Source organism: Pseudomonas sp. FP215 (genome assembly GCF_030687795.1).
Lineage (GTDB): Bacteria > Pseudomonadota > Gammaproteobacteria > Pseudomonadales > Pseudomonadaceae > Aquipseudomonas > Aquipseudomonas salmasensis.
In genome coordinates this window covers 3,850,445-3,862,652 of the sequence record NZ_CP117447.1, presented here as the reverse complement: position 1 = coordinate 3,862,652, position 12,208 = coordinate 3,850,445, and the positions used below count along the sequence as shown (strand labels likewise).

The following is a 12,208-nucleotide window of genomic DNA, read 5'->3' as shown; positions in this document are numbered from 1 at the left end:
AGGTATCGTCTTAATTCGTAAATGAAGGTGTTTCTATATTTATAGAACTTAAATGAATATCAAGGTGTTCCCGTCGCAGACGCCGATGCGCGTGATAGCGACTATCACGGACGATGATTTTTCAGCGAGAAGGGCCGGGAGTAGCCTGTGTTCATTGACTCGAAACCTCCTTCGCAGGGCCATCGCCATGAACCGTTTCCTCGCTGTTTCCTTTTTACTTGTCACCTCTGTCCTTGCGGGTTGTGCGACCCAGCCTTCCCCGGAGTTGCGCCCCTATACGGCCGAGGAAACCAAGCAGTTGGCCCTGGAGGCCCTGGGCCGTCGCGGCTTGTCGTTTGACGACTATCAACGCCAGCGTGCCGCGTTGCTTGGTCAGCCAAAGCAGCCTTTCGGTTTTGATCGTCAGGGTGAAATGAACGCCGAGCGCAGCGTGGTCCTGCATGGCCGCCCCAGTTGAGCGCGCTTCTTACAGCAAAAAGCCCGAGGTTTCCCATAAGGAGCCTCGGGCTTTTTGTTTGCCATGGGGCTACTTCAGCCTGTTAAGCTCAATTCCAGGAGCGTTCCTACGCACATTTAAATAAAGTCACCTTCTTTAATGGCATTCGATCGGTTAAACCTGACGACCTCTGTTCTGGTCGATGCCCCCCGAGACGCTGCTCTTGGGAATACGCTCTGCGAGTTTTAACCTCATGAATAAACGTCCGTTGTATTTCGACTATGCCGCCACCACGCCGGTGGATGAGCGAGTGATCCAGGTGATGGTCGAGTGTCTGGGTTTCAACGCCCATTTCGGTAACCCTGCGTCCAGTTCCCATGCATTCGGCCAAGCGGCCCGGCAAAAGGTTGAACAGGCGCGTCGCCAAGTGGCCGAGTTGGTGGGTGCCGAACCCGAGCAGATCGTCTGGACCTCCGGTGCCACAGAATCCAACAACCTTGCGCTCAAGGGCGTGGCCCAGGCCCGAGGTGTGGCGGGTGGGCATATCATCACCAGCCAGATCGAACACAAGGCCACACTGGACACCGCTCGGCAGTTGCAGGAAGCCGGTGTGGCAGTGACTTACCTGGTACCGGATGCAGACGGCTTAATCAGCGTCGAGGCGGTCAGCGAAGCCTTACGCGAGGACACCTTTCTGGTCTCGCTGATGCTGGTCAACAACGAACTGGGTACCCTCAACGACATCCCGGCCATTGGCGCGCGGGTGCGTGAGCAGGGCGCGTTGTTCCATGTGGACGCGGCGCAAGGGGCAGGCAAAGTGGCTATCGACCTGGCCCGGTGGCCGGTGGACTTGATGTCGTTCTCTGCTCACAAGCTGTATGGGCCCAAGGGCATCGGCGCGTTATATGTCGGGCCGCGGGCGCAGCAGAAGGTATTGGCGCAGATTCATGGGGGTGGCCATGAAGGAGGCTTGCGCTCCGGCACCCTGGCGACCCATCAGATTGCCGGCATGGGTACGGCGTTCGCTCTGGCGGCGGCGTCTTTCGCGGATGAGAAGGCCACGATTGTCGCACTTCGCCAGCGCCTGCTGGATCAACTGGCGTCGGTAGCCGGCTTGCGTATTAATGGCAGCCCGACCCAGCGTATTCCGCACACGCTGAGCCTTACCTTCAGCGAAGGCGAGTTCAATTCCGCCGCATTGAGTGCAGGGATTGCCTTTTCCGCGACTTCAGCGTGCAATTCGGCCAGCAATGCGCCGTCCCATGTGCTCCTGGCCTTGGGGCATGACGCCCGCAGTGCCGCTCGCACTATTCGCTTGAGCCTGGGCCGGTTCACCACCGAACAGGATATCGACCAGGCCGCGCAGTTGATCAAGGCCGCGTTGGCGAGCGCGCCGGCATTCTGGGCGGTCTGATTTATCATTCGCAACACATAACAATTATTAGTGGTTAGCAGGAGACACAATGAGTACGCAGCCTTTGACCCATGGAACGGTTCCCCAGCGCCTGGCGCATACCCGTGAACTGATGCGCCGCGAAGGCATTCATGCCCTGCTGGTGCCATCGGCGGACCCGCACCTGTCCGAATATTTGCCGGGTTACTGGCAAGGGCGTCAGTGGTTGTCCGGCTTTCATGGTTCGGTGGGCACCCTGATCGTCACGGCGGAGTTTGCCGGGGTCTGGGCGGACAGCCGTTACTGGGAACAGGCGACCAAGGAACTCAAGGGCAGCGGTATCGAGCTGGTAAAGCTGCAACCGGGTCAGCCTGGGCCGCTGGAGTGGTTGGCCGAGCAAACCCCTGAGGGTGGCGTGGTGGCGGTGGACGGTGCGGTCATGGCCGTGGCCTCGGCACGTACCCTGGGTGGCAAGTTGGCCGAGCGTGGCGCGCGTCTGCGTACCGATATCGATGTACTCAATGAAGTCTGGCAAGACCGCCCGGCATTGCCGAACCAGCCGATCTATCAGCATCTGCCGCCCCAGGCCACCGTCAGTCGTGGCGAGAAACTGGCCGCTTTGCGCGCCAGTTTGAAAGACAAGGGCGCCGACTGGCATTTCATCGCGACGCTGGATGACATCGCCTGGCTATTCAACCTGCGCGGCGCTGATGTGTCGTTCAATCCAGTGTTTGTGTCCTTTGCCTTGATCAATCAACAGCAGGCGACTTTGTTTGTGGCGTTGGGCAAGGTCGATGCGCAACTGCGGGCGGTGCTTGAGCAGGATGGCGTGACCCTGCGTGATTACAGCGAGGTGGCGCAAGCGCTGCGAGCGGTACCGGCGGGCGCAAGCTTGCAAGTAGACCCCGCCCGCGTCACTGCCGGCTTGCTGGAAAACCTCGACGCGGGCGTCAAGCTGGTTGAAAGCCTCAACCCCACCACACTGGCCAAATCCCGCAAGAGCCTGGCAGACGCGGAACATATCCGCCAAGCCATGGAGCAGGATGGTGCGGCGCTGTGCGAATTCTTTGCCTGGCTCGACAGTGCCCTGGGCCGCGAGCGCATTACCGAACTGACGATTGACGAACACCTGACCGCTGCGCGTACCCGCCGTCCAGGCTATGTATCGCTGAGTTTCAATACCATTGCGGCCTTCAATGCCAACGGCGCGATGCCGCATTACCACGCCACCGAAGAAGAGCATGCGCTGATCGAAGGTGATGGCTTGCTGCTGATCGACTCGGGCGGCCAGTACCTGGGCGGAACCACGGACATCACGCGGATGGTGCCCATCGGTACACCGAGTGAAGAACAGAAGCGCGATTGCACGCGGGTGCTCAAGGGCGTGATTGCCCTGTCTCGTGCGCAGTTCCCCAAAGGCATTCTTTCACCGTTGCTGGACGCCATTGCCCGGGCGCCGATCTGGGCAGAAGGCGTGGACTACGGTCACGGTACAGGCCACGGCGTAGGGTATTTCCTCAACGTGCATGAGGGCCCGCAAGTGATTGCCTATCAAGCCGCTGCAGCGCCACAAACGGCGATGCAGCCAGGGATGATTACGTCGATTGAGCCGGGTACTTATCGCCCTGGCCGTTGGGGCGTGCGCATTGAGAACCTGGTGTTGAACCGTGAAGCGGGCAAGACCGAGTTTGGCGAATTCCTCAAGTTCGAAACCCTGACCCTGTGCCCGATTGATACCCGGTGCCTGGAGCCGTCGTTGCTGACGGCGGATGAGCGTGAATGGTTCAACGCGTATCACGCCCAGGTGCGTGAGCGTTTGAGCCCGCTGCTCGATGGCGCAGCCCTTGAATGGTTGCAGGTGCGCACTGCGGCGATTTGATCGAATGCAGCTGGCGCATTGCCGGCTGCAATCGATATCTAGCTGAGGGCTTCACGCACAAAGTCCAGACGGTCCTGGCCAAAGAACAGCTGGTTTCCTACAAAGAAGCTGGGAGCGCCGAACACGCCGCGCTTAATGGCTTGTTCGGTTTTGTCCTTGAGAGCGTCCTTGACGGCTGCATCGTTTGACAGGGCCAGTACCTGCTCGGGATCGAACCCCTGTCCGGTGAGCACATTGGCCACGACCTCTGGGTCGCCCAAGTGATGGCCTTCCACCCAGAGTGCTTGGAACAGGCAGTCGATGAAGTCGAGGAAGCGCTCAGGCTGGTGGATTTGAATGCCAGTGACAGCGCGCATCAGCAACAAGGTATTGATGGGAAAGTGTGGGTTGAACCTGAGCGGCACGTTGTAGCGTTTGGCGTAACGCGCCAGGTCATCGAGCATGTAGCGCCCTTTGGCGGGCACCATGATCGGCGAGGCATTGCCCGTGGCCTTGAAAACACCGCCCAATAGCATCGGTTGATACACCACCTGTGCGCCGGTTTGGGCACACAGCGCCGGCAACTGGGTATAGGCCAGGTAAGTGGCGGGGCTGCCGAGATCAAAGAAAAACTCTAGGGTTTTACTCATGGTCTGTACTCACTGCTTATTGTTATAGGGGGCGTCACCAGGTTTCGTTCCAGGGGCGCAGGTCCAGTTCGAACGTCCAGGCGTCCCGTGGCTGCTTGTGCAGGAACCAGTAGTTGTCGGCAATATGGTCAGGGTTGAGGAGGGCGTCCTGATCCTTGAGGGCGTACTTTTGCGGGAAATTCTCGCGGATGAAGTCGGTATCGATGGCGCCGTCGACCACCACATGGGCAACATGGATGTTCATCGGGCCTAACTCCCGCGCCATGCTTTGTGCCAGGGCGCGTATCCCGTGTTTGGCGCCGGCGAAGGCGGCAAACCCTGCGCTCCCGCGCAAGCCTGCGGTGGCGCCGGTGAACAGGATAGTGCCGCGGTTACGCGTGACCATGCGTTTGGCGACTTCCCGTGCGTTCAAGAAGCCAGAGAAGCACGCCATCTCCCAGATCTTGAAGTACTTGCGCGCGGTTTCTTCCAGAATGCTGCAAGGCACATTGGCGCCGATGTTGAAGACGAACGCTTCAATAGGCCCCAGCTCGGTTTCGATTTGCTCGACCAGTGCGATCACGTCTTCTTCTTTGCGCGCATCACAGGCAAAGCCATGGGCTTCACCGCCGGCTGATTGAATGCTGTCTACCAGAGGCTGCAGTTTGTCGGCGCTGCGACGGGTGACGCATGCGATGTAGCCTTCGCGGGCAAAGCGTTTGGCTATGGCGCCGCCGGTCGCGTCACCGGCACCCACGACTAATACGATTTTCTTGTTGTGCGGCATGGGAACTCCATTGGCTCGAGGGTCGAGCAGGAGTTTAGCCTTCGTGCCGCAACTGGGCGGGATTTAAGATGAGCAGTCAGAAAGGACTGCTCGGGCAGCTATTTGCAGATGACGATCATGCTGCGGCTGGTATAGCCGGCAGGGTTGAGACCGAAGGGGTAGTCCCCAGGCTCCTCGGAGTTATCGCCGGATTTGGCGATCACCCGGTAGCCCTTGGCGCCGCATGAGTTGGCTGCACTGGTGTAGCACTGGTCCCAGGAGGAGGACAGGCCCGAACAGTTGATATGCAGCCCTTTCTTACCCCGTTTCACTTCTGTTTTTGTGGTTGCAGCACAGCCAGCGATGCCCACAACCAGCAACAGTATCAAAATTCGTTTCATTCCCATCCTTAATAGCCGCCCTGCAAAAGAACAGAGCCGCTTTACTCGCTCTCGAGCGAAGCGTTCATGCTGTCCGTGTCGAAATTCTCCATGAATGACATTCGGTTACGGCCTAAACATGGCCTAAATGAGCGGTAAATACCAGCGCTGGCTTTAAAGATGATCAGTCGGCGGGCACCAGTGGTTTGGATTCGTTGCGCATCGTCAACGTGGCGCCTACAGAAGCCAGGATAATGCAGGTGATGGCCAGCCATTGGGCCAGGGATAAGTGCTCATGCAGAAAGAGCAGGCCGGAGAGGGCGCCGAACGCCGGTTCGATGCTCATGAGCGTGCCGAAGGTGCGAGCAGGGAGGCGAGTCAGTGCGACCATCTCCAAGGTGTAGGGCAAGGCGGTGGACAGAATCGCGACGCCAATGGCGATAGGGATCAGGGCCGGCGTCAGCAGCGCGGCGCCCGCATGCACGATGCCGATCGGTGCGACGAACAGGGCGGCAATCATTACGCCGAGTGCGGCGGTCTGAACACCATTGTCGTTCCCAGCCTTTTGGCCGAACAAAATATACAAGGCCCAGCATCCGCCTGCGCCCAGTGCGTACGCCGCGCCGACCCAGTCGATACCGCTACTGGCCTCGCCCAGTGGAATCAACAGCAGTAGGCCGATGATCGCCAGGGCAATCCACAGGAAGTCGACAGCCCGGCGCGAGGCATAGATTGCGACGGCAAGCGGGCCTGTGAACTCAAGTGCTACTGCAATCCCCAGGGGGGCGGTGCGAAGGGACATATAGAAGAGGAAGTTCATGCCGCCCAGCGCCATCCCGTAAATGATCACCGTGCGCAGGGACTTGGCCGTCAGTGTGGCGCGCCATGGGCGTAATAGCACCAGCATGATCACACTGGCAAAAATCAAACGCAGAGCAGTGGTGCCTTGTGCGCCAACAATAGGAAACATGCTTTTGGCCAATGACGCACCGGATTGGATGGACGCCATGGCGATTAATAGCAGGCCGATCGGAAACAATGCGGATGCCAGGCTGCGAGGAGGGGTGGTCATTGCGGGAGTTCTTCCGAAGTCATGGTCGATAAATACGTGGCGCTATGATGCTTAACTGTCAGCGAATGAGCAATATATTGCGCAAAAACTGATTCGTAGCTATCTATATAGTGGAATTATCGGCTTTTTGAGGTTTTTGATAGAAAAACCGAATAATTGGGTTGACGGCAAATTCTGGAAGCCTATAATTCGCCCCACTTCCGGCGCAGTCGAAACGGAAAACTCCTTGGTAAACAAAGAGTTACGCAGTTCTCGACAGCAAGTTGCTTCAGTTCATCGAAGCCAAAAGGAAGTTGAAAAAGAGGTGTTGACAGCAGCGTGTAACGCTGTAGAATTCGCCTCCCGCTTACGAGATATCGCAAGCGCAAGTGGTTGAAGTTGTTGAAGAAATCTTCGAAAACTTCTGAAAATAACCACTTGACAGCAAATGAGGCTGCTGTAGAATGCGCGCCTCGGTTGAGACGAAAGATCTTAACCAACCGCTCTTTAACAACTGAATCAAGCAATTCGTGTGGGTGCTTGTGGAGTCAGACTGATAGTCAACAAGATTATCAGCATCACAAGTTACTCCGCGAGAAATCAAAGATGTAACCAACGATTGCTGAGCCAAGTTTAGGGTTTCTTAAAAACCCAAAGATGTTTGAACTGAAGAGTTTGATCATGGCTCAGATTGAACGCTGGCGGCAGGCCTAACACATGCAAGTCGAGCGGTAGAGAGAAGCTTGCTTCTCTTGAGAGCGGCGGACGGGTGAGTAATGCCTAGGAATCTGCCTGGTAGTGGGGGATAACGTTCGGAAACGGACGCTAATACCGCATACGTCCTACGGGAGAAAGCAGGGGACCTTCGGGCCTTGCGCTATCAGATGAGCCTAGGTCGGATTAGCTAGTTGGTGAGGTAATGGCTCACCAAGGCGACGATCCGTAACTGGTCTGAGAGGATGATCAGTCACACTGGAACTGAGACACGGTCCAGACTCCTACGGGAGGCAGCAGTGGGGAATATTGGACAATGGGCGAAAGCCTGATCCAGCCATGCCGCGTGTGTGAAGAAGGTCTTCGGATTGTAAAGCACTTTAAGTTGGGAGGAAGGGTTGTAGATTAATACTCTGCAATTTTGACGTTACCGACAGAATAAGCACCGGCTAACTCTGTGCCAGCAGCCGCGGTAATACAGAGGGTGCAAGCGTTAATCGGAATTACTGGGCGTAAAGCGCGCGTAGGTGGTTTGTTAAGTTGGATGTGAAATCCCCGGGCTCAACCTGGGAACTGCATTCAAAACTGACTGACTAGAGTATGGTAGAGGGTGGTGGAATTTCCTGTGTAGCGGTGAAATGCGTAGATATAGGAAGGAACACCAGTGGCGAAGGCGACCACCTGGACTAATACTGACACTGAGGTGCGAAAGCGTGGGGAGCAAACAGGATTAGATACCCTGGTAGTCCACGCCGTAAACGATGTCAACTAGCCGTTGGAAGCCTTGAGCTTTTAGTGGCGCAGCTAACGCATTAAGTTGACCGCCTGGGGAGTACGGCCGCAAGGTTAAAACTCAAATGAATTGACGGGGGCCCGCACAAGCGGTGGAGCATGTGGTTTAATTCGAAGCAACGCGAAGAACCTTACCAGGCCTTGACATCCAATGAACTTTCTAGAGATAGATTGGTGCCTTCGGGAATTGAGACAGGTGCTGCATGGCTGTCGTCAGCTCGTGTCGTGAGATGTTGGGTTAAGTCCCGTAACGAGCGCAACCCTTGTCCTTAGTTACCAGCACGTATGGTGGGCACTCTAAGGAGACTGCCGGTGACAAACCGGAGGAAGGTGGGGATGACGTCAAGTCATCATGGCCCTTACGGCCTGGGCTACACACGTGCTACAATGGTCGGTACAGAGGGTTGCCAAGCCGCGAGGTGGAGCTAATCCCATAAAACCGATCGTAGTCCGGATCGCAGTCTGCAACTCGACTGCGTGAAGTCGGAATCGCTAGTAATCGCGAATCAGAATGTCGCGGTGAATACGTTCCCGGGCCTTGTACACACCGCCCGTCACACCATGGGAGTGGGTTGCACCAGAAGTAGCTAGTCTAACCTTCGGGAGGACGGTTACCACGGTGTGATTCATGACTGGGGTGAAGTCGTAACAAGGTAGCCGTAGGGGAACCTGCGGCTGGATCACCTCCTTAATCGACGACATCAGCTGCTCCATAAGTTCCCACACGAATTGCTTGATTCATTGAAGAAGACGAAAAGAAGCAGCCCGAAATTGGGTCTGTAGCTCAGTTGGTTAGAGCGCACCCCTGATAAGGGTGAGGTCGGCAGTTCGAATCTGCCCAGACCCACCAATTTTGTGTGGGAAACGCCTGTAGAAATACGGGGCCATAGCTCAGCTGGGAGAGCGCCTGCCTTGCACGCAGGAGGTCAACGGTTCGATCCCGTTTGGCTCCACCACTACTGCTTCTGTTTGTATAAAGCTTAGAAATGAGCATTCCATCGTTGTGATGGTGAATGTTGATTTCTAGTCTTTGACTAGTTCGTTCTTTAAAAATTTGGGTATGTGATAGAAAGATAGACTGAACGTTACTTTCACTGGTAACGGATCAGGCTAAGGTAAAATTTGTGAGTTCTCTTAATTGAGAAATTCGAATTTTCGGCGAATGTCGTCTTCACAGTATAACCAGATTGCTTGGGGTTATATGGTCAAGTGAAGAAGCGCATACGGTGGATGCCTTGGCAGTCAGAGGCTGAAAGACGTGGTAGCCTGCGAAAAGCTTCGGGGAGTCGGCAAACAGACTTTGATCCGGAGATGTCTGAATGGGGGAACCCAGCCATCATAAGATGGTTATCTTGTACTGAATACATAGGTGCAAGAAGCGAACCAGGGGAACTGAAACATCTAAGTACCCTGAGGAAAAGAAATCAACCGAGATTCCCTTAGTAGTGGCGAGCGAACGGGGACTAGCCCTTAAGTGGCTTTGAGATTAGCGGAACGCTCTGGAAAGTGCGGCCATAGTGGGTGATAGCCCTGTACGCGAAAATCTCTTAGTCATGAAATCGAGTAGGACGGAGCACGAGAAACTTTGTCTGAATATGGGGGGACCATCCTCCAAGGCTAAATACTACTGACTGACCGATAGTGAACTAGTACCGTGAGGGAAAGGCGAAAAGAACCCCGGAGAGGGGAGTGAAATAGATCCTGAAACCGTATGCGTACAAGCAGTGGGAGCCCACTTTGTTGGGTGACTGCGTACCTTTTGTATAATGGGTCAGCGACTTATTTTCAGTGGCGAGCTTAACCGAATAGGGGAGGCGTAGCGAAAGCGAGTCTTAATAGGGCGTCTAGTCGCTGGGAATAGACCCGAAACCGGGCGATCTATCCATGGGCAGGTTGAAGGTTGGGTAACACTAACTGGAGGACCGAACCGACTACCGTTGAAAAGTTAGCGGATGACCTGTGGATCGGAGTGAAAGGCTAATCAAGCTCGGAGATAGCTGGTTCTCCTCGAAAGCTATTTAGGTAGCGCCTCATGTATCACTGTAGGGGGTAGAGCACTGTTTCGGCTAGGGGGTCATCCCGACTTACCAAACCGATGCAAACTCCGAATACCTACAAGTGCCGAGCATGGGAGACACACGGCGGGTGCTAACGTCCGTCGTGAAAAGGGAAACAACCCAGACCGTCAGCTAAGGTCCCAAAGTTATGGTTAAGTGGGAAACGATGTGGGAAGGCTTAGACAGCTAGGAGGTTGGCTTAGAAGCAGCCACCCTTTAAAGAAAGCGTAATAGCTCACTAGTCGAGTCGGCCTGCGCGGAAGATGTAACGGGGCTCAAACCATACACCGAAGCTACGGGTATCACGTAAGTGATGCGGTAGAGGAGCGTTCTGTAAGCCTGTGAAGGTGAGTTGAGAAGCTTGCTGGAGGTATCAGAAGTGCGAATGCTGACATGAGTAACGATAATGGGTGTGAAAAACACCCACGCCGAAAGACCAAGGTTTCCTGCGCAACGTTAATCGACGCAGGGTTAGTCGGTCCCTAAGGCGAGGCTGAAAAGCGTAGTCGATGGAAAACAGGTTAATATTCCTGTACTTCTGGTTATTGCGATGGAGGGACGGAGAAGGCTAGGCCAGCTTGGCGTTGGTTGTCCAAGTTTAAGGTGGTAGGCTGGAATCTTAGGTAAATCCGGGATTCTAAGGCCGAGAGCTGATGACGAGTTACTTTTAGTAACGAAGTGGTTGATGCCATGCTTCCAAGAAAAGCTTCTAAGCTTCAGGTAACCAGGAACCGTACCCCAAACCGACACAGGTGGTTGGGTAGAGAATACCAAGGCGCTTGAGAGAACTCGGGTGAAGGAACTAGGCAAAATGGCACCGTAACTTCGGGAGAAGGTGCGCCGGTGAGGGTGAAGGACTTGCTCCGTAAGCTCATGCCGGTCGAAGATACCAGGCCGCTGCGACTGTTTATTAAAAACACAGCACTCTGCAAACACGAAAGTGGACGTATAGGGTGTGACGCCTGCCCGGTGCCGGAAGGTTAATTGATGGGGTTAGCTAACGCGAAGCTCTTGATCGAAGCCCCGGTAAACGGCGGCCGTAACTATAACGGTCCTAAGGTAGCGAAATTCCTTGTCGGGTAAGTTCCGACCTGCACGAATGGCGTAACGATGGCGGCGCTGTCTCCACCCGAGACTCAGTGAAATTGAAATCGCTGTGAAGATGCAGTGTATCCGCGGCTAGACGGAAAGACCCCGTGAACCTTTACTATAGCTTTGCACTGGACTTTGAATTTGCTTGTGTAGGATAGGTGGGAGGCTTTGAAGCGTGGACGCCAGTCTGCGTGGAGCCATCCTTGAAATACCACCCTGGCAACTTTGAGGTTCTAACTCAGGTCCGTTATCCGGATCGAGGACAGTGTATGGTGGGTAGTTTGACTGGGGCGGTCTCCTCCTAAAGAGTAACGGAGGAGTACGAAGGTGCGCTCAGACCGGTCGGAAATCGGTCGTAGAGTATAAAGGCAAAAGCGCGCTTGACTGCGAGACAGACACGTCGAGCAGGTACGAAAGTAGGTCTTAGTGATCCGGTGGTTCTGTATGGAAGGGCCATCGCTCAACGGATAAAAGGTACTCCGGGGATAACAGGCTGATACCGCCCAAGAGTTCATATCGACGGCGGTGTTTGGCACCTCGATGTCGGCTCATCACATCCTGGGGCTGAAGCCGGTCCCAAGGGTATGGCTGTTCGCCATTTAAAGTGGTACGCGAGCTGGGTTTAGAACGTCGTGAGACAGTTCGGTCCCTATCTGCCGTGGACGTTTGAGATTTGAGAGGGGCTGCTCCTAGTACGAGAGGACCGGAGTGGACGAACCTCTGGTGTTCCGGTTGTCACGCCAGTGGCATTGCCGGGTAGCTATGTTCGGAATAGATAACCGCTGAAAGCATCTAAGCGGGAAACTAGCCTCAAGATGAGATCTCACTGGAACCTTGAGTTCCCTGAAGGGCCGTCGAAGACTACGACGTTGATAGGTTGGGTGTGTAAGCGCTGTGAGGCGTTGAGCTAACCAATACTAATTGCCCGTGAGGCTTGACCATATAACACCCAAGCAATTTGACTACTCTAACGAGCATCAGATTGCGGTGTGTGAAGACGAAAATGAACCGAAAGTTCGACGCTCACAAAACACCGAGAT

General features: G+C 55.2%; 7 protein-coding genes, 2 tRNA genes and 2 rRNA genes. 7 read left to right on the top strand and 4 right to left on the bottom strand.

The window, feature by feature from the left end; translation table 11 throughout:
* The first annotated feature begins 187 nt into the window (after positions 1-187).
* From PSH76_RS17260 to PSH76_RS17250, 3 genes are all read left to right on the top strand, one after another.
* Positions 188-457 carry a hypothetical protein gene (locus tag PSH76_RS17260; RefSeq protein ID WP_032892547.1) on the top strand — a complete coding sequence of 90 codons (270 nt, stop codon included), beginning with the start codon at positions 188-190 and terminating at the stop codon, positions 455-457.
* Positions 458-689: 232 nt separating this feature from the next.
* Positions 690-1,850 carry a cysteine desulfurase family protein gene (locus tag PSH76_RS17255; protein WP_032892546.1) on the top strand — a complete coding sequence of 387 codons (1,161 nt, stop codon included), beginning with the start codon at positions 690-692 and terminating at the stop codon, positions 1,848-1,850.
* Between the two features lie 49 nt (positions 1,851-1,899).
* Positions 1,900-3,708, top strand: coding sequence for an aminopeptidase P family protein (locus PSH76_RS17250; protein ID WP_032892545.1), 1,809 nt, complete (start codon positions 1,900-1,902; stop codon positions 3,706-3,708).
* A 38-nt stretch (positions 3,709-3,746) separates the two neighbouring features.
* Here PSH76_RS17250 and PSH76_RS17245 read toward each other — a convergent pair whose 3' ends face one another.
* The 4 genes from PSH76_RS17245 to rhtA all read right to left on the bottom strand — a co-directional run bounded on the left by PSH76_RS17245 (position 3,747) and on the right by rhtA (position 6,534).
* The gene (locus PSH76_RS17245; RefSeq protein WP_305492661.1) at positions 3,747-4,337 is read right to left on the bottom strand and encodes a 2-hydroxychromene-2-carboxylate isomerase; all 591 of its coding nucleotides are present in this window, start codon (positions 4,335-4,337) and stop codon (positions 3,747-3,749) included.
* A gap of 34 nt (positions 4,338-4,371) precedes the next feature.
* Positions 4,372-5,103, bottom strand: coding sequence for an SDR family oxidoreductase (locus PSH76_RS17240; RefSeq protein WP_032892542.1), 732 nt, complete (start codon positions 5,101-5,103; stop codon positions 4,372-4,374).
* A 98-nt stretch (positions 5,104-5,201) separates the two neighbouring features.
* The gene (locus PSH76_RS17235) at positions 5,202-5,483 is read right to left on the bottom strand and encodes a hypothetical protein (protein WP_003190182.1); all 282 of its coding nucleotides are present in this window, start codon (positions 5,481-5,483) and stop codon (positions 5,202-5,204) included.
* A gap of 163 nt (positions 5,484-5,646) precedes the next feature.
* Positions 5,647-6,534 (bottom strand): threonine/homoserine exporter RhtA, encoded by an 888-nt coding sequence (gene rhtA, locus PSH76_RS17230; protein ID WP_305492660.1) that lies wholly within the window; start codon positions 6,532-6,534, stop codon positions 5,647-5,649.
* 642 nt (positions 6,535-7,176) lie between these two features.
* Between rhtA and PSH76_RS17225 the strand changes: the two genes are divergently transcribed.
* From PSH76_RS17225 to PSH76_RS17210, 4 genes are all read left to right on the top strand, one after another.
* Positions 7,177-8,710: ribosomal RNA gene (locus PSH76_RS17225) — 16S ribosomal RNA — on the top strand.
* An 82-nt stretch (positions 8,711-8,792) separates the two neighbouring features.
* Positions 8,793-8,869: transfer RNA gene (locus PSH76_RS17220), tRNA-Ile, on the top strand.
* A 30-nt stretch (positions 8,870-8,899) separates the two neighbouring features.
* Positions 8,900-8,975: transfer RNA gene (locus PSH76_RS17215), tRNA-Ala, on the top strand.
* Positions 8,976-9,222: 247 nt separating this feature from the next.
* Positions 9,223-12,110: ribosomal RNA gene (locus PSH76_RS17210) — 23S ribosomal RNA — on the top strand.
* Together the 16S and 23S rRNA genes with 2 tRNA genes alongside form the textbook arrangement of a ribosomal RNA operon.
* Positions 12,111-12,208: the final 98 nt, after the last annotated feature.

Excerpts from the sequence above, each read along its gene's own strand:
- PSH76_RS17255 (WP_032892546.1), top strand. The coding sequence starts at position 690 with ATGAATAAACGTCCGTTGTATTTCGACTATGCCGCCACCACGCCGGTG.
- PSH76_RS17240 (WP_032892542.1), bottom strand. The coding sequence starts at position 5,103 with ATGCCGCACAACAAGAAAATCGTATTAGTCGTGGGTGCCGGTGACGCG.
- PSH76_RS17250 (WP_032892545.1), top strand. The coding sequence starts at position 1,900 with ATGAGTACGCAGCCTTTGACCCATGGAACGGTTCCCCAGCGCCTGGCG.
- PSH76_RS17235 (WP_003190182.1), bottom strand. The coding sequence starts at position 5,483 with ATGAAACGAATTTTGATACTGTTGCTGGTTGTGGGCATCGCTGGCTGT.
- PSH76_RS17260 (WP_032892547.1), top strand. The coding sequence starts at position 188 with ATGAACCGTTTCCTCGCTGTTTCCTTTTTACTTGTCACCTCTGTCCTT.
- rhtA (WP_305492660.1), bottom strand. The coding sequence starts at position 6,534 with ATGACCACCCCTCCTCGCAGCCTGGCATCCGCATTGTTTCCGATCGGC.
- PSH76_RS17245 (WP_305492661.1), bottom strand. The coding sequence starts at position 4,337 with ATGAGTAAAACCCTAGAGTTTTTCTTTGATCTCGGCAGCCCCGCCACT.